Below are 15990 nucleotides of genomic sequence, written 5' to 3'. Positions count from 1 at the left end.
GAGCCGGATGACCTCGTCATCCGGCTCTTGTTTTATCCAAGTTCAGATCCAGGTCGATCCGTCAGGCGGCGTTGGACGCCTGCTCTTCGTTGAGGAAGGCATAGATTGCCGAGGCGGATTCCGTGGCACGAAGCTTGGCGACAAGATCCTGGTCGCGCAACACGCGGGCAATGCGCGACAGCGCCTTCAAATGGTCGGCGCCGGCGCCCTCGGGAGCAAGCAGCAGGAAGACCAGATCGACCGGCTGGTCGTCCAGCGCCTCGAAATCAACTGGCACTTCCAGGCGTGCGAATATACCGACGATGGATTTGATACTGGTGAGCTTGCCGTGCGGAATGGCGATGCCGTTGCCAACTCCGGTGGAGCCGAGGCGTTCGCGCTGCAACACGACGTCGAAAATCTCGCGCTCGGGCAGTCCGGTCAATTTGGAGGCTTTGGCTGCCAGCTCCTGAAGCAGTTGTTTTTTGGAATTTGCCCTCAAGGCGGGGATGATCGCATCTTGGTGCAGCAAATCTGCCAATGCCATTCTCTTTATCCTTCGTGTCGCCGAGATCCGATGACGGAGGAGCGGCGGCCGGTTGGTTGTGTTGGGCCGCCGCTCATCTTCTTTTCTCAGCCTTTGATATTGGCTGCATCGATCCAGCCAATGTTGCCGTCCTGACGACGGTAAACGATGTTCAAATGTTCTTTGCCAGGGCTGCGGAAAAGCAGCAGCGGCTCGTCGGTCATGTCGAGCGCCATCACGGCGGTCGCGACCGACATCGTCTTTAGCTGTTTCGTGCTTTCAGCGACGATCGCCGGCGCGAAATCGGCAGGGACCTCATCGTCGTCATCCGGTACGCCGTCCATGACGGTATAGGAGACTTCGGCGAGGCCGTTCGTGTGGTTGCCGGCCTGGTGATCCTTGAGCTTGCGTTTATAGCGGCGCAGGCGCTTTTCGATGCGCTCGGACGCCGCATCAAAGGCCAATTGCGGATCCATCGCCTCTCCGGCGGCATGCAGGACAACGCCACTGTCGAGATGAAGTTTGCAATCGGCTGCGAAGCGGGAACTGGATTTCTGAACCGTCACCTGGCCTGAATACCCCCCGTCGAAGTATTTCGTCACGGCCGTTCCGATCTGGTCTTCAATCCTTTGGCGGAAGGAGTCACCAATTTCCATATGTTTACCGGAGACACGCACACTCATGGAGTTTCCCTTCTTGTCGTGGTTATTGCGCGTACCAGTTTACGCCAAGCCTCAAGCTCATCCAAGCACTTCACGCGGTCAAAGACAAATTGCGTTTATTAAGGCGCCCTGGGGATGATGGGGATAAGTTCATGGCAGTGATGTCCTGCATCGATTGCGGCGGGCTTCTAGCCCCGCCACATTGGAAAGTCAACTATATCTTAACGATCCGTTAGGGGATTTGCAGGTCAGGGTAGAGTGTGGGCAATTGCTAATAGCTGGCGACTTTTGCCAATGCTCGCTTCTCCCGGCGGCGCTGTACGGAGGAAGGGATATTCATCGCTTCGCGGTATTTCGCAACCGTGCGGCGAGCCAACTCGATGCCGCCTTTCTTTAACGTGTCGACGATATCGTCGTCGGAGAGCACGGCATCGGGGCTCTCGTTAGAGATCAGAAGGCGGATCTTGTGGCGTACCGCCTCGGCTGAATGGCTGTCGCCGCCCTCGACGGAGCCGATCGAGACGGTGAAGAAATATTTGAGCTCGAACAGGCCGCGCGGCGTCAGCATGTATTTGTTCGAGGTCACGCGGCTGACCGTCGACTCATGCATCTTGATGGCGTCCGCCACGGTCTTCAGATTGAGCGGGCGCAGATGATCAACGCCGTACATCAGAAAGGCATCTTGCTGGCGGACGATCTCACTCGCCACCTTCATGATCGTCTTGGCGCGCTGATCGAGGCTGCGCGTCAGCCAGTTGGCATTCTGCAGGCATTCCGCGAGGAAGGCGTGATCCTGGCTGGTCTTGGAGACAGAGGCGAAATAGGACTGGCTGACCAGGACGCGTGGCAGCGTATCGGGATTGAGTTCCACCAGCCATCCTCCGTCGGAGGAGGGGCGCACGACGATATCGGGCATGATCGCCTCGGACATGCCGGTCTCGAAGCCGCTGCCGGGTTTCGGATTCAACTGGCGGATCTCCGCCATCATGTCGAGCAGATCTTCCTCGTCGACGCCGCAGAGCCGCTTCAAGGTCGCGAAATCGCGCCGTGCGAGAAGTTCGAGGTTCTGGATCAGCCGCTCCATGGCCGGATCGAAACGATCCTTTTGTCGAAGCTGGATTGCAAGGCACTCGCTAAGAGAACGGGCAAAGATGCCGGGAGGGTCGAGCAATTGCAGTGCGTCGAGTACGCGCTCGACATCCGAAGGAGTGGTGCCGAGGCGCTCCGCGGTTTCGCCCAAGTCGGCCTGCAGATAGCCGGCGTCGTCGAGCTGGTCGACGAGATGTTGAGCGATCAGCCTGTCGGCCATGTTCGGCAGGGAAAAGGGGATCTGTTCGTTCAAGTGGTCGCGCAGAGAAATCTGGCCGGCGACGAAATCATCAAGATCGTAGCTTTCACCGGCTTCGCCGCCCGGCATGGATTTCCATTGGCTCAGCAGTTCAGGCGCATCCGCGCGCTGCGGGCTGCCGTCGTCGGGAAAGACATTGCTGAAATTGGTATCGAGTTCATCGCTCAAGCGATCGGTATGACCGGTATTCCCGCTCTCGTACCAGTCACTTGTCAGGTCGCCGCTGTTGCGGTCGAAACCATCGTCGCTGCTCTCCTCCAAAGCGTCGAACCTTTCATCCTTCGCCTCGCGATCGCCATTGCTGCCCATATCCTCGTCATTTGACGTAAATTCGAGCAACGGATTTTTTTCGACTTCCTGAGCGATGAATTGGGTGAGTTCAAAATGCGTCATTTGCAGCAACTGGATGGATTGCATCAGTTGCGGTGTCATCACCAGGCTTTGGCTTTGGCGCAGGAAAAGATTGGCCGATAATGCCATGGCGGACGCGAGACTCCCCTTGATCTCTTCGGGAATCCGCGTTTTCCGTCAAGAAATATCCGCGAAATTCCAACTGGCCCAAAAATTGCTTTTTTATTGGGTTTGGTCAAGCGGAACTGTGACGGGACGATGAATTTCCGGCGCCTCGCGCCTTCTGGTAAGGCACGAGGCGCTGCCGTTCAACCCAGGCTCATCAAAGGCTGAAATTGTCGCCGAGATAGAGTTTGCGAACTTCCGGATTGCTGACGATATCGTTGGCCCGACCATGGGTCAGCACTTCGCCGGCATGGATGATATAGGCGCGGTCGATAAGACCAAGCGTCTCACGGACGTTATGGTCGGTGATCAACACGCCGATGCCGCGAGCCGTCAAGTGATGCACGAGGTTTTGAATATCGGCGACCGAGATCGGGTCGACGCCGGCAAAGGGCTCGTCGAGCAACATGAAGGTCGGATCGGTGGCCAATGCGCGGGCGATTTCCAGACGCCGCCGCTCGCCGCCCGAAAGAGCAATTGCCGGCACCGTGCGAAGATTGCGGATGTGGAATTCTTCCAGCAGCTCGTCGATCTTTCGCTCCCGCTTGTTCTTGTCCTTTTCATGGACTTCAAGCACGGCGCGGATGTTCTCCTCCACCGTAAGACCACGGAAGATCGAAGCTTCCTGCGGCAGGTAACCGACTCCAAGGCGAGCGCGACGGTACATCGGCATCGACGTGACATTGTTGCCGTCGATCTCGATCGTGCCCTCATCGACCGGTACCAGCCCCGTGATCATGTAGAAGCAGGTCGTCTTGCCCGCACCGTTCGGCCCGAGCAGGCCGACAGCCTCGCCACGCCGCACTACAAGCGAGACGCCGTTGACGACGCGCCGTGTGCGATAGGTCTTGGTGAGGCCGCGCGCGATCAGGGTGCCCTGGTAGCGCGCTTTGTCCGCCGTCGGGGTGCCGGATGTCGCATGGGTCGATCCGGGCATGCCGGGCAGGGTGGGTGTGGTCGATATTGTCACGAGGAGACCGGGATCAGTTCTTTTTTTGCTGTTGCTGCTGCACTTGCTGCGACTTCGGATCGAGCTGGATCTGGACGCGGCCCCCGCAGGCATCCAGTTGCGCCTCGCCCGTGGCCATATGCACGGTGAGCTTACAGCCAGTAAACACGTTCGGACCGTCGGTCAGCACGACTTTCTGGCCGTTGAGAATGGCGAGCTGGTTGGCCATGTCGAAGGATCCGTCATCAGCCGTTGCCGTCTGCGTCCCGGAGACCAGGTAGACCTTGTCGGTGACCAGAATGTGATCGATGTCAGCATCGCCGGAGACCAGTGACTGGTTCTGCTGCTTGGCAGCATTTGCGACCGGATTATCGGTTGTCGACTTGGCATTGGCGTCGGCGGGCTGCTTCTTCTTGTAGAAGACCGTCATCTTGCCGGCCTGCATCGTCGTGGTGCCCTGGACGACCTTAACATTACCGGTAAATACCGCCTGGCTTTGTGCATCGTGGATTTCCAGCTTGTCACTTTCGATCTGGATCGGCTGATCCTTGGAAAGCTTCAAGCCGGGCATATTGCTCGTCGTCGCCTGGGCGCCGGCTTCAGTTGCCATAAAAATTGCAAGTGCGCCAAGCGCGCAAAAAATGCCAGCCTTGCGCAGGCCGGAATTGAAAAGGGAATGTCGCCAATCGTTTGTCATGAACCGCCCGGCTGTTGCTCGCTAGCTGAATTATGGAGTGTGGCTGGCTCGATATGCATCTGAACCTGCCCGTCGAATTCGATTACGCTTCCCTTATCCGTCATCTTGAGCGACTGTGCAACAACCGACATGCCTCCTCGATATATTGCAACCTGATCCTGGCTGGAGAGGTCGCCCTTCTTCACGTCGAGGAACGCTGTTTTGAATTCGGCGCGCAAACCGTTGTCCATCAGGATCGTAAAGGGCGCGGTCAGCTTCAGCGTGTCGCCTTGCCGGTCGAAATCCGCGCTTTGGGCTGTCACATGCGCGATCACCTGGTTGTTGACCGGCATCGAGGCCTTGATGGTCTTGAGCGTGATCATATTGGGATTCTTGATGTCCTGCAGCGCCTTTTCTGCAAGCAGGGAATAGTTGATGCCGTCCTTGTTGCGGCCGGCGATGGCCGGACGCTCCATTACGACCTTGCCGTCCTCGATCTTAGCGCCCTCGATCTGAATGTTCTCCGGCAGATATGCGCGCACGACTGACACCGCGATGAAGATCAGCGAGATGATCAATGCGGCCACCGGGAGCAGGATCCTCAGTCTTCTCACGCGCGCAGAATGAAAGATTGCGTCCCTATACGCATTTCTTCCTAGGTCGGCGCTGATCGGCTGGCCGGAGGTCTCTATAGTATTGAGCATGCAACAGGTCCGTCTTCTCTGATCCGGAAAAACACGTTCGAGTCATGCACAGACTGTGCCAACAAGCCTGCCAGATCGTTTCGCATTATTGCATTGGCTTGCCAATATGGATTTTTTGTCTGCGACAAGCAATTTTAGCAAAAAATATAATGCGTGGCCGTTTCGCCCTGTCGACCATCGCCCTATCTGACCAAACGCGGGGCCGAAGGCCCACAGCATATTCCTGAAAATTAGCGTGGATTTTTGCTAAGGATTATGCCCGTTTCAAGGTGTTGTATATCCGGTTCGTCGTATATCCAATTTGTGACAAGGGGAGAGATAAGGCGTCATGGACAGTTCTGCAATCGCAGATCGGCGACAATTGCGCCGCAAGCTTGGCTTTTGGCGCGTCATCGCCGTTCTTCTCCTGGTGGCGCTCGGGTTTGCGCTTTTCCGTTTCGTCGCCGGTGATCTGCTGCGCGGACCGCAGATCGCGCGCGTCGAGGTTAACGGGCTCATCCTGGACGACAAAGAACTTCTGCAGCGGCTGATGAGGATTCAGGACAATGATCAGGTTAAGGCGCTGATCGTGTCGATTTCATCGACCGGCGGCACCACCTATGGTGGCGAGCGTATCTTCAAGGCCATTCGCGCGGTTGCCGCGAAGAAGCCTGTTGTCTCCGATATCCGCACCGTGGCTGCGTCTGCCGGATATATGATTGCCACGGCGGGTGACGACATCGTTGCTGGCGACACTTCGATCACCGGGTCGATCGGCGTAATCTTTCAGTATCCGCAGGCCAAGGACCTGCTCGACAAGCTCGGAGTCTCGTTGGAAGATATCAAGTCAGCGCCGCTGAAGGCAGAGCCGTCGCCTTTCCATCCGGCGACCGAGGAAGCCAAGAACATGATCCGCAACATGGTCATGGACAGCTATGCCTGGTTCGTCGATCTCGTCGCAGACCGTCGCAAATTGCCGCGCGAGGACGTGCTGAAACTCGCAGACGGGAGCATCTTCACGGGCCGGCAGGCACTGCAGAACAAGCTGATCGACACAATCGGCGGCGAGGATGAAATTCGCGCCTATCTCGCGACGCGCAAGGTCAAAAAGGACTTGCCGATCGTCGATTGGAAGGCTGAGGACAAAACCTCATTCTTCTCATGGTCCGGCGCCGCTTCCCGGTTGCTAAATCTCCTCGGTTATGATGATTTTATGAAGGGAGAGGATCTCCAGAAATTTATGACCGAGAAGTTGTTTCTTGACGGCCTGCTTTCTGTTTGGCAGGGTGCAGCCAATTGATAAATCAATGATTTAAGGGGGCAACCGTGATTAAGTCGGAATTGGTGCAGATTGTTGCGGCACGTAACCCGCATCTCTACCACCGGGACGTCGAAAATATCGTCAACGCTGTCCTCGACGAGATCACCGATGCGCTTGCTGCCGGAAATCGGGTGGAACTACGCGGTTTCGGCGCTTTTTCCGTCAAAAACAGGCCCTCGCGCTCCGGTCGCAACCCGCGCACGGGCGATACGGTTTTCGTTGAAGAAAAATGGGTTCCCTTTTTCAAGACCGGAAAAGAACTACGCGAGCGCCTTAATCCCGGCGCCGGCGACGAAGAAGACGACAATTAACAGTCGTTCTTGACCAAACTCCTTGCGAATGTCCTCGGTGGACATGATTGTGCCGCGACCGGATGGCACTTGAACTCGGCCCGGTCTTTCTTATTCTGCGGCTATAGGCGTTAGGAGTGCATGGCACGGATGCGCCTGGACAAAGGAGCGTTCGCAATGGCCAAGAAGATCATCAACCTGCTGATATTGCTGCCGCTCGGTATCATCCTCGTCATCTTCTGCGTGGCCAACCGCCAGTTCGTCACGCTTGCGCTCAATCCATTCAGACCCGACGATCAGGTGCTGTCGCTGAACGCGCCGCTTTTCGTGCTGTTGTTTGTTGCGCTAATCATCGGCATGCTGGTCGGCGCAGCGGTCACCTGGTTCAATCAGGGCAAACACCGAAAGCTCGCCCGCAACCATGAGCGCGAAGCCGTGCGCTGGCAGGCCGAAGCCGACAAACATCGCAGCCGCGCCGAACAGATCGCCGGCCAGCTTCCGTCAAAGTGACGATAGCGCCGGGTGTTCACTTGAACATTCTATCCGCCGCTGAGCCGCATGTCCTTGTAATCGCCTTCCGGCGATGAGCCATCGCCGATGATCTTGAAACCGAGGGTGCGGTAAAAGGCGATCGCCCGCGTATTCTTCACCAGGCATTTCAACCGGTAGCGCCGATTGGGCCATTCCGGCAGTGCAGCGAGGAGCGCCTTGCCGGCGCCAAAGCCCTGAAATTCTGGCAGGATATAGAGCATATGGATGAAATCATCGGGTTCCCACAGCGTCAGGAAGCCGGCGATCACACCGTTCCGGTCCTCGCAGACGAAGATCCGCTCTCCCTGTGTATGAATGACGAAATCCGCAGCGTGAAAATCGCCTGGATCGACCCAAAGAAAGGTGATGCGGCGCACGCGGAGATAAATATCTGCGAGAACATCCATGTCCCGCACGCATGCCGGCCGGATGGTCCAAAGATCTGATTTCGACATCATGATCGGCCTATATGTGGCGTCAGATGACGACCGCAATCAGGCGGTGGCCTGGCCGTTGAGGGCCGCGGTGAAACCCGCGAAGAACTGCTGAGCCAGTTTCTTGGCGCTGGAATCGACCAGCCGCGAGCCGAGCTGGGCGATCTTTCCGCCGACCAGGGCCTTGGCCTCATAGCGCAGGATCGTCTCGCCGCCTTCCTCTTCCAGGGTGACATCAGCCCCGCCCTTGGCAAAGCCGGCAATACCGCCCTTTCCTTCGCCGGAGATCGTATAGCTCTCCGGTGCGTTGATATTGGATAGCGTCACTTCACCGTTGAAGGAAGCGGAGACCGGGCCGATCTTCAATTTCACTGTTGCCGTCAGTTCGGTCGGCGAAATCTTTTCCAGGCTCTGACAGCCGGGAATGCACTGCTTCAGAATTTCGGGGTCGTTTAGCGCGGCCCATACGACGTCCCTCGGCGCGGCAATCCGTTCTTCACCGGTCATATCCATGGCAATCCTCCCGATCTGGCATTTCGTCCGGGGATAATCGCAGATCGGAAAGCGCTTTGCCAAGTAGCGGCCAGATGCTATTTGCACGCACATATCAATTTTGAGACAAGCATGGTGAAACAGAAGGAACGGCGACCCGGTTCGAAAACCGTGGGCGGCCCCGGCGCAAAGCCCCAAAGGGATGTCAGGCGTGACGCGCCCCTCAAGACCGGCGAGCCACCGGCAAAACCCGCACGGCATGACGGCACCAGGTCCGCGCCAGCCGCGCGCAACCGCAACGAGCGGACGGCGGAGCCGCGGGTTGCTGCATCGGTTTCGGCAGCGCCCGAACGCCCGTTGATCGTCAGAAACGGCGAGCGTCCGGCTGAGCGTGTGCCCGTCATCCTCGAATCCCTGGGTGCCGGAGATTTCCACCTGATCGACAGCGGCAACGGCTTGAAGCTCGAGCAATACGGTCCCCATCGCATCGTCCGGCCGGAGGCGCAGGCGCTGTGGCAGCCATCGCTCGCCGCCCATGTCTGGGACAATGCCGATGCGATCTTCACCGGCGATACCGATGAGGACGGCATGGGCCGCTGGCGGTTTCAGCGCGAAGTGCTCGGCGAGACCTGGCCGCTGCAATTGCTTGGCATCGATTTCCTCGGCCGCTTCACTGCCTTTCGTCATGTCGGCGTCTTTCCCGAGCAAATCGTCCACTGGACCTGGATGAAGGAGCAGATCGAAGCGGCGAAGCGGCCGCTGAAGGTGCTGAACCTCTTCGGCTACACCGGTGTCGCCTCGCTGGTCGCCGCCGCTGCCGGCGCCGAGGTGACCCATGTCGACGCCTCGAAGAAGGCGATTGGCTGGGCGCGGGAAAACCAGGCGCTTGGCCGCATGGAAAAACTGCCGATCCGCTGGATCTGCGAAGACGCCATGAAATTCATCCTGCGCGAGGAACGGCGGGGCAGCAAATACGACATCATTCTGACCGACCCCCCGAAATTCGGCCGCGGCCCGAACGGCGAGGTCTGGCATCTCTTCGAACACCTGCCGTCGATGCTCGACATCTGCCGCGAGATCCTGTCGCCCAAGGCGCTTGGTTTGGTGCTGACGGCATACTCTATCCGCGCCAGCTTCTATTCGATCCATGAGCTGATGCGCGAAACCATGCGCGGCGCCGGCGGCGTTGTCGAGTCCGGCGAGCTGGTCATCCGCGAGGCGGGCCTTGACGGCAAATCGCCGAGCCGGGCGCTCTCTACATCCCTCTTCAGCCGTTGGGTGCCGAAATGAACCACGATTTCCGCAGAGACGGGCCTCGCAAAGTCGGACATGTCAAGGAGGTTACCTCCCTTGCCAATCCGATCATCAAGGACATCAAGGCGCTGACCAACAAGAAGTCGCGCGAGGAAAGCGGCGCTTTCTTGGCGGAAGGCCTGAAGCTGGTTATCGACGCCCTGGAGCTCGGCTGGACCATTCGCACGCTGGTCTATGCCAAGGCTGCCAAGGGCAAGCCTTTGGTCGAGCAGGTGGCTGCCAAGACCGTCGCTGCCGGCGGGCTGGTGCTCGAAGTCAGTGAAAAGGTCATTGCCTCGATCACCCGCCGCGATAATCCGCAGATGGTGGTCGGCATATTCGATCAGCGCTGGCGGCCGCTTCGGGATGTCAAGCCGAAGGCCGGTGACACCTGGGTGGCGCTTGATCGCGTGCGTGATCCCGGCAACCTCGGCACCATCATCCGCACTTCGGATGCAGCTGGTGCCTCTGGCGTCATCCTCGTTGGCGAGACGACGGACCCCTTTTCGTTGGAAACGGTGAGGGCAACCATGGGCTCGGTCTTCGCAGTTCCGGTCGTCAAGGCGGCGCCGGACGAATTTCTGGCCTGGAAGAGGACGGCAGGCGTTTCCGTCGTAGCCACCCATCTGGCGGGCGCCGTCGACTATCGCACGATCGATTATAAGAAAAAACCCGTGGTGCTGCTGATGGGCAATGAACAGTCCGGCTTGCCGGATGCCCTGGCGAAAGAGGCCGATGCGCTTGCCCGCATCCCGCAGGCGGGCCGCGCCGACAGCCTCAACCTAGCGGTGGCGACGGCAGTGATGCTGTTCGAAGCCCGCCGCCATCTTCTGACCCTCAGTGAGACGCGATGACCGACAGCGAGATGAACGAACAGACGCCCGCAAAACCAGCGCTGTTTTCCCGGCCTTTGCCGATCCTGATTTTCATCATGATCGCCGTCGTCCTTGACCAGGCCGTCAAGATCATGGTCGACACTTGGTTGCCCTTGCAGGAGATGGTGCCGGTTATTCCGATGCTGGCGCTTTATCGCACCTATAATCTCGGCGTCGCCTTCTCGATGCTGTCGGGCATGGACGGCTGGTTCATCGTCGGCATGCGGCTCGTCATCGTGGTTTTCGTGCTCTGGCTCTGGCGGCGTACGCCCAATCATCGCTGGCTCGCCCATGTGGGCTTTGCGTTGATCATTGCCGGCGCGCTCGGCAACCTGGTCGACCGGTTCCTCTACGGGCATGTAATCGACTATATTCTGTTCCACACGCAGACGTGGTCGTTCGCCGTCTTCAATCTCGCCGACAGCTTTATCACCGTAGGTGCCGGTTGCGTCATCCTGGACGAACTGCTTCTGCCGAAAAAGGCGAAAGGGTAAAATTCTAGCGAATCCCTGAAGGCATCGGGAAGAGTGGGCATGTTAGCAAGCCTACATGAGCACTCTGGCAAACCTGCAGGAAAAGTTTGTCGCCGCCATCGCCGACGACCACACCGAGCCGCGCGAGCGGTCGGCCAAAGACGTACCCCTCATTACCGCTGATCCGATTGATATTGCGCCGGCTAATATACGGAATGCGTCGCAATCCACGCTTCCTCAATGGCTGCAGCGTCATTGGCTGAACGGCGGCGGCCTGATCGCCGGCGTGGCGCTCATTTCGGTCGGCTATGCGGTTGGCCCGCTGGCGCTTGCCGCGCTGCTCGGCCTGATTGCCCTGACGATCGTCGTTGCCGGTATCTTCGGCAGGCGGAATGCTGCCCGCAAGATTGTGACGGATGCGCTGACGCTCAGCGAACACGAGCACGACCGTCTCTGGGAGAGCAACGAAAGCACAAGCCTGCTCGCCACCATCCACGATGCGCTTGGCGATATCACCGTGACGCGTGATATCGAACGCCGCATCATCCACGCCAATGCCACCTTCCGCAAACTGACCGGCAAGTCCAACCCGGAAGGGTTGACGCTTGAGGAGGCGGGACTTGTCTTCCGCGCCGCGACAGCTTCCGAGCGTCAGGACGCCGAGATTTCCTCGCCCGAGGGCCCGCGTGTCTTTGCCTGGCATGATGTTATGTTCCGTGATCCCGCCAGCGGACAGTTGAGGATCCAGAGCGTCGCCCGCGACGTGACCGAGGAGCGACAAGTTGCACGCCTTCGCGAAGAAGCACGGCTGAAGGCGGAGTATAACAGCGCCGCCAAATCGCGGTTGCTCGCCACCGTCAGCCACGAGGTCCGCACGCCGCTGTCGGGAATTCTCGGCATGAACCACCTGCTTGCCCAGACCCCGTTGACGCCGGAGCAAGCCAACTACCTGACCGGCATCCGCCAGTCCGGCAATGCCCTCGTGCAGCTCGTCGAAGATCTGCTGGATTTCTCGACGATCGAAGTCGGCCGCTTCCAGCTCCGCCCGCGCGCTGAACATCTACGGCCGCTGCTGGAAGGCGTCGTCGAGATGCTCGCGCATCGCGCCCATGAAAAGGGCATCGAGATCGCCGCGACCGTTGCAGCGAACGTTCCCAAAACCATGGAATTCGATCCCGCCCGGCTACGCCAGGTATTGTTCAATGTTATCGGCAATGCGGTGAAATTTACGCAAACCGGCGGCGTCCTGATCCGTGCCGGCCTCGATAGCAATGATTTGGTGATATCGGTCCGAGATAGTGGCCCGGGAATGACCGAGGAAGAGCAGGCCCGAATCTTCGGCGAGTTCGAACAGGCCGGCAATGTGCTGGACAGAAGCGCCGGCACCGGCCTCGGGCTTGCAATCTCAGCCCGCATCCTGCGCGAGTTCGGTGGCGCATTGAGCGTCGCCAGCGAGCGAGGCAAGGGCAGCGCGTTCACCATCCGCTTTCCTGTTTCCATGATGGCCGAAGAAGATGACCGCGGCAGGCGCGATGACCTGCTCGAAGCGTCCCGCGTCCTGCTGCTCGCACCCGAAGGGGCGGCAAGCGCCGCAATCGCCGAGACCATCCGCACGCTTGGCGGTCGCTGCCGCCTGATCGGCCCCGACGACCTGGAAGGTCTGGTTCGCTCTGCCCGCGGCGAAGACGGGCCGTTGACGGACCTCATCGTCGATCATCGCATGGCGCCCTGGTATTTCCGGGAAGGTGCCGAGCTGGCCGCCTCGGGCCTTAGAAAGATCTTTCTCGTCAATCCCGAGGAACGCAATACGCATCCGCTCGATCTTTTCGATGCCTGGCTGATTCGGCCCCTGCGCGAACAATCGCTGATCGATGTGCTGAGCGGTCGCATGCGCGGCATGGAGAAACGCGACTTGCTGAACGACAGCCCGCCCGAATTCGGTCTTGTGACGGCGGAAGCGACCGATATCGCCCTCAACGTCCTGCTCGGGGAAGATGATCCCGTCAATGCCATGCTGGTGCGCGCCATGCTCGCCAAAGCTGGCCACAGGGTTCGCCTTGTCGAGGATTTTGGTGGCCTGCTCGCCCGCGCTGAAAATAGCGAGAATCGCCCGGATGTCGTCGTCACCGATCTCACCATGCCCGGCGGCGAGGGGGCGGCGATGCTCGCCCAACTGAGAGCGCTGGAGCGCCGCTATGGCCTTTCACCTCTACCTGTAATCGTGCTGACCGCCGACAGCCGCGACGCTATCCGCCGCCAGGCCTTGCTGGCCGGAGCCGACGCCGTCATCGTCAAGCCAGTCGACCCCAAGCGGCTGATTGCCGAGGTGCAAGGCCTGTCGAAGCAGGCTATCGGACGCGCTTAAAGCAAATAATCGGCCATTGAATCACCATTCCGGATCGCTTGTTTGACTGACGACGGTCTTGTTCGGAAGCAGCCGCGCACTTTTTAAGCGGATCCCCTGAAACTCCAGGACTTCGCTCCGGGTTGACAATTGAAACAGGCACGGTTCTTGCTTTTCGCGAAGCACCATGTCACTTTCCTGTCGCACGAATTTGCTTTATGGCGCTATATCAACCCGCACGGGGGGAATCGCCATGTCCATCGAAATTTTGAATCGCGAAGCTCAGGGCGAAATGGTTCAGTCCTCTAAGGCAACGGTTGCGCCGGTTGCCAGCGATGTGTTCGGACGCATCGGAAATCTAGAAACACGCCTTGCTCGCACGGCGCGGGAGATCGACGCGGCTCAGGCCGTGCGCTATCGCGTCTTTGTCGAGGAGATGAACGCCCAATTGCCGGCCGACGCTATGCGTCGGCAGCGCGATATCGATAGCTGGGATTCGATCTGCGACCATCTCTTGGTGCTGGACTGCTCGCTGGAAGGTGATTCGGAAGACCAGATCGTCGGCACCTATCGCCTGCTGCGTCAGGATGTGGCGATGGCAAATGGCGGTTTCTATTCCTCTTCGGAATTCGACATTGACGCCCTGCTCGCCCGTCACCCCGACAAGCGTTTCATGGAGCTTGGCCGCTCCTGCGTGCTGCCGGAATACCGCACCAAGCGCACTGTGGAACTGCTGTGGCAGGGCAATTGGGCCTATTCGCTGAAACACGGCATGAACGCCATGTTCGGCTGCGCCTCTTTCCCCGGCATACGTCCGGAGCAGCACGCCCTGGCTCTATCCTTCCTCTACCATAACGTTAGCGCAAAGGACGAATGGGCTGTCGGCGCGCTGCCCTCGCTCGCCCGCACAATGGACCTGATGCCGGTCGAAGCCGTCAATTCCAAGAAGGCGCTGATGGCGCTGCCGCCGCTGATCAAGGGTTATCTTCGGCTCGGCGCGATGGTCGGCTCCACGGCCGTCGTCGATCACGCATTCAACACGACCGACGTCCTGATCGTCCTGCCGATCGAAAGCATTTCGGACCGCTACGTCAACTATTACGGCGCCGACGCCGGTCGCTTCGCGAGCTAATCGTCGCATGCCCGGTTGGCAGGCAACGCACATCCTCAGGGAATGGCAAAAATATCGATCTCATCCGTAATGCCGCGGAGCGAGACGTGATGTGATTGCGGCTTCAGGCCGCGCGTCGTCAGAAATTTCGCGACGCTAGGGTTGTCGAGTACGGAGCCGGTGGCGAATATTTCGTGCGAAGTGGCAAGATGCTGCACGCGAGAGGCGATGTTGACTGTTTGTCCGAAATAGTCCTGCCGCTCATTGAGGCTTACCGCAATGCATGGTCCCTCGTGGATACCGATCTTTAGAAGAAGATCGTCGTTGCCGCGCTCCTTATTGAGGCTGAGCATGGCTTCGCGCATCCGTGTCGCCGCGACCAATGCCCGGTCTGGAGTTGGGAACGTCGCCATGACCGCATCCCCGATGGTTTTGACGACCGCACCGGCTTCTGCGCCGACGATCTCTTGCAGGATGCTGAAATGGGTCCTCACCAAATCGAAGGCCGCAAGGTCGCCGACCCTTTCGTACAGCGCGGTCGAACCGCGCAAATCGGTGAAAAGGAAGGTGAGGCTGGTGATCTTCAGCCGCTGGTCCACGTCGATCGTGTCCGTGCGATGGATATCGCGGAAGGTTTGGTTGGAAAGCAATCGTTTGGCCGTCAGGAACGGGCGCCGCTTACCCAGCAGGCCGTGAAGCGCGTCATTGGCCACGCAGATCGACGGCAATGTGCGAACGTCCGTATGATTTTCCATCAGAACGCGTAGGGGGCCGGGTCGCAAGGTCATGGGCTCACTGTGCCGGTGCATCCGATCGAACACCAGTGAGATGGATTGCCGCTCCTTCGACGGTTCGCCTTTCACGTCGAGGAATAGTGCCGCGTGCGTGACCGGCTCGAAGATGATGACGTATTCCGCCGGCAATTGAAGCGACACGACAGCTTTTTCTCCGGCCGGCAGTTCCAGCGCCTCCAGAATGAATTGGTCGACCGTCTCCCCGTAACCTTCATCGGGAAGATCGACGCCCGAGCCCCAATAGATCTGGCGAAAATATTCGATCGGCGGCAATTCGTGTGGATTATGGGCCTCGATGTGGCGTGCGCGGGGGCTGACGGTGAACGTGACTTCGACCATCTCATCGAGCGTCGGCTCATAGCCGGCGGCGCAAAGCGCGCAGTTATAACTGTCGCTCTGAACAGTTTTCAGCGAGGTGTTGGCATCTAACACTCCACCGCAACCGGGGCAAAGCACATTCCAGGATATCTCGAAGAGGCCGAGACGAGATGCATGCAGGAAAGCGTTGATTGTCTGCTCTTCATCGAAACCATGGTCGGCCGCGAAGGCAAGCGCGTTCACGCGGTTGAGCTTGCGGTCGGGTGCCTCAAGGACGAGCCGCTCAATGGCATCGACAATTTCCGGCCGCGCCGAATGGCGCAGCACTCCGAATAGGGGCTGAGCTTCACTCATTGGCACATTTTACACCGAATT

General features: G+C 59.0%; 17 protein-coding genes. 8 read left to right on the top strand and 9 right to left on the bottom strand.

Translation table 11 applies throughout. The features are described from left to right. Positions 1–61: 61 nt before the first annotated feature. The 6 genes from ptsN to lptC form a co-directional block, all read right to left on the bottom strand. Entirely contained in the window at positions 62–526 is a 465-nt protein-coding gene (ptsN, locus tag PY650_RS03130) for a PTS IIA-like nitrogen regulatory protein PtsN (protein ID WP_285877603.1), read from the bottom strand. Positions 527–612: 86 nt separating this feature from the next. Continuing rightward, entirely contained in the window at positions 613–1188 is a 576-nt protein-coding gene (hpf, locus tag PY650_RS03125) for a ribosome hibernation-promoting factor, HPF/YfiA family (RefSeq protein WP_285867978.1), read from the bottom strand. 250 nt (positions 1189–1438) lie between these two features. After that, a complete protein-coding gene (gene rpoN, locus PY650_RS03120) occupies positions 1439–2995 on the bottom strand; it encodes an RNA polymerase factor sigma-54 (RefSeq protein ID WP_285877602.1) in 1557 nt (518 codons plus the stop codon). Between the two features lie 193 nt (positions 2996–3188). After that, a complete protein-coding gene (gene lptB / locus PY650_RS03115; protein WP_285877756.1) occupies positions 3189–3968 on the bottom strand; it encodes an LPS export ABC transporter ATP-binding protein in 780 nt (259 codons plus the stop codon). A 46-nt stretch (positions 3969–4014) separates the two neighbouring features. Next, positions 4015–4677 carry an LptA/OstA family protein gene (locus PY650_RS03110; RefSeq protein ID WP_285877601.1) on the bottom strand — a complete coding sequence of 221 codons (663 nt, stop codon included), beginning with the start codon at positions 4675–4677 and terminating at the stop codon, positions 4015–4017. Then, positions 4674–5360, bottom strand: a complete 687-nt coding sequence (gene lptC, locus PY650_RS03105; protein WP_285877600.1) for an LPS export ABC transporter periplasmic protein LptC — start codon at positions 5358–5360, stop codon at positions 4674–4676. The genes PY650_RS03110 and lptC overlap by 4 nt, the downstream gene beginning before the upstream one ends. A 328-nt stretch (positions 5361–5688) precedes the next feature. On the opposite strand from lptC, the gene sppA reads away from it, so the two are divergent. From sppA to PY650_RS03090, 3 genes are all read left to right on the top strand, one after another. Next, positions 5689–6639 (top strand): signal peptide peptidase SppA, encoded by a 951-nt coding sequence (gene sppA / locus PY650_RS03100; protein ID WP_285877599.1) that lies wholly within the window; start codon positions 5689–5691, stop codon positions 6637–6639. A gap of 26 nt (positions 6640–6665) precedes the next feature. Next, positions 6666–6971, top strand: coding sequence for an integration host factor subunit beta (locus PY650_RS03095; protein ID WP_004120746.1), 306 nt, complete (start codon positions 6666–6668; stop codon positions 6969–6971). Between the two features lie 156 nt (positions 6972–7127). Continuing rightward, positions 7128–7460, top strand: a complete 333-nt coding sequence (locus PY650_RS03090; RefSeq protein WP_285877598.1) for a LapA family protein — start codon at positions 7128–7130, stop codon at positions 7458–7460. 29 nt (positions 7461–7489) lie between these two features. On the opposite strand, the gene PY650_RS03085 is transcribed toward PY650_RS03090, so the two are convergent. After that, positions 7490–7888: a GNAT family N-acetyltransferase gene (locus PY650_RS03085; protein WP_432761482.1), complete on the bottom strand. Its 399-nt coding sequence runs from the start codon at positions 7886–7888 to the stop codon at positions 7490–7492. 87 nt (positions 7889–7975) lie between these two features. Continuing rightward, complete coding sequence (locus PY650_RS03080) at positions 7976–8428, bottom strand: SRPBCC family protein (protein WP_285877596.1); 453 nt, start codon at positions 8426–8428, stop codon at positions 7976–7978. A gap of 114 nt (positions 8429–8542) precedes the next feature. Between PY650_RS03080 and PY650_RS03075 the strand changes: the two genes are divergently transcribed. The 5 genes from PY650_RS03075 to olsB all read left to right on the top strand — a co-directional run bounded on the left by PY650_RS03075 (position 8543) and on the right by olsB (position 14524). After that, positions 8543–9697, top strand: coding sequence for a class I SAM-dependent methyltransferase (locus PY650_RS03075; RefSeq protein ID WP_285877755.1), 1155 nt, complete (start codon positions 8543–8545; stop codon positions 9695–9697). Beyond that, on the top strand, positions 9694–10554 hold the full coding sequence (locus PY650_RS03070; protein WP_285877595.1) for a TrmH family RNA methyltransferase: 861 nt from the start codon (positions 9694–9696) through the stop codon (positions 10552–10554). The genes PY650_RS03075 and PY650_RS03070 overlap by 4 nt, the downstream gene beginning before the upstream one ends. An 11-nt stretch (positions 10555–10565) precedes the next feature. Next, complete coding sequence (lspA, locus tag PY650_RS03065; RefSeq protein WP_285877754.1) at positions 10566–11069, top strand: signal peptidase II; 504 nt, start codon at positions 10566–10568, stop codon at positions 11067–11069. A 55-nt stretch (positions 11070–11124) separates the two neighbouring features. After that, positions 11125–13413 (top strand): ATP-binding protein, encoded by a 2289-nt coding sequence (locus tag PY650_RS03060; protein WP_285877594.1) that lies wholly within the window; start codon positions 11125–11127, stop codon positions 13411–13413. Positions 13414–13645: 232 nt separating this feature from the next. Continuing rightward, positions 13646–14524 (top strand): l-ornithine N(alpha)-acyltransferase, encoded by an 879-nt coding sequence (gene olsB / locus PY650_RS03055; protein ID WP_432761481.1) that lies wholly within the window; start codon positions 13646–13648, stop codon positions 14522–14524. Positions 14525–14559: 35 nt separating this feature from the next. Here the strand turns inward: olsB and PY650_RS03050 are convergent, their stop codons facing one another. Continuing rightward, on the bottom strand, positions 14560–15969 hold the full coding sequence (locus tag PY650_RS03050; protein ID WP_285877593.1) for an adenylate/guanylate cyclase domain-containing protein: 1410 nt from the start codon (positions 15967–15969) through the stop codon (positions 14560–14562). Positions 15970–15990: the final 21 nt, after the last annotated feature.

It is taken from the genome of Martinezella calliandrae (genome assembly GCF_030272695.1).
Taxonomy (GTDB): Bacteria; Pseudomonadota; Alphaproteobacteria; order Rhizobiales; family Rhizobiaceae; genus Rhizobium; species Rhizobium calliandrae.
Note: the sequence above shows the minus strand (reverse complement) of the source record. Positions and strands in the feature narration are given on the sequence as shown.

Coding starts and splice junctions, on each gene's coding strand:
- ptsN (WP_285877603.1), bottom strand. CDS start 526: ATGGCATTGGCAGATTTGCTGCACCAAGATGCGATCATCCCCGCCTTG.
- hpf (WP_285867978.1), bottom strand. CDS start 1,188: ATGAGTGTGCGTGTCTCCGGTAAACATATGGAAATTGGTGACTCCTTC.
- rpoN (WP_285877602.1), bottom strand. CDS start 2,995: ATGGCATTATCGGCCAATCTTTTCCTGCGCCAAAGCCAAAGCCTGGTG.
- lptB (WP_285877756.1), bottom strand. CDS start 3,968: ATGCCCGGATCGACCCATGCGACATCCGGCACCCCGACGGCGGACAAA.
- PY650_RS03110 (WP_285877601.1), bottom strand. CDS start 4,677: ATGACAAACGATTGGCGACATTCCCTTTTCAATTCCGGCCTGCGCAAG.
- lptC (WP_285877600.1), bottom strand. CDS start 5,360: ATGCTCAATACTATAGAGACCTCCGGCCAGCCGATCAGCGCCGACCTA.
- sppA (WP_285877599.1), top strand. CDS start 5,689: ATGGACAGTTCTGCAATCGCAGATCGGCGACAATTGCGCCGCAAGCTT.
- PY650_RS03090 (WP_285877598.1), top strand. CDS start 7,128: ATGGCCAAGAAGATCATCAACCTGCTGATATTGCTGCCGCTCGGTATC.
- PY650_RS03085 (WP_432761482.1), bottom strand. CDS start 7,888: ATGGATGTTCTCGCAGATATTTATCTCCGCGTGCGCCGCATCACCTTT.
- PY650_RS03080 (WP_285877596.1), bottom strand. CDS start 8,428: ATGGATATGACCGGTGAAGAACGGATTGCCGCGCCGAGGGACGTCGTA.
- PY650_RS03070 (WP_285877595.1), top strand. CDS start 9,694: ATGAACCACGATTTCCGCAGAGACGGGCCTCGCAAAGTCGGACATGTC.
- lspA (WP_285877754.1), top strand. CDS start 10,566: ATGAACGAACAGACGCCCGCAAAACCAGCGCTGTTTTCCCGGCCTTTG.
- PY650_RS03060 (WP_285877594.1), top strand. CDS start 11,125: ATGAGCACTCTGGCAAACCTGCAGGAAAAGTTTGTCGCCGCCATCGCC.
- olsB (WP_432761481.1), top strand. CDS start 13,646: ATGTCCATCGAAATTTTGAATCGCGAAGCTCAGGGCGAAATGGTTCAG.
- PY650_RS03050 (WP_285877593.1), bottom strand. CDS start 15,969: ATGAGTGAAGCTCAGCCCCTATTCGGAGTGCTGCGCCATTCGGCGCGG.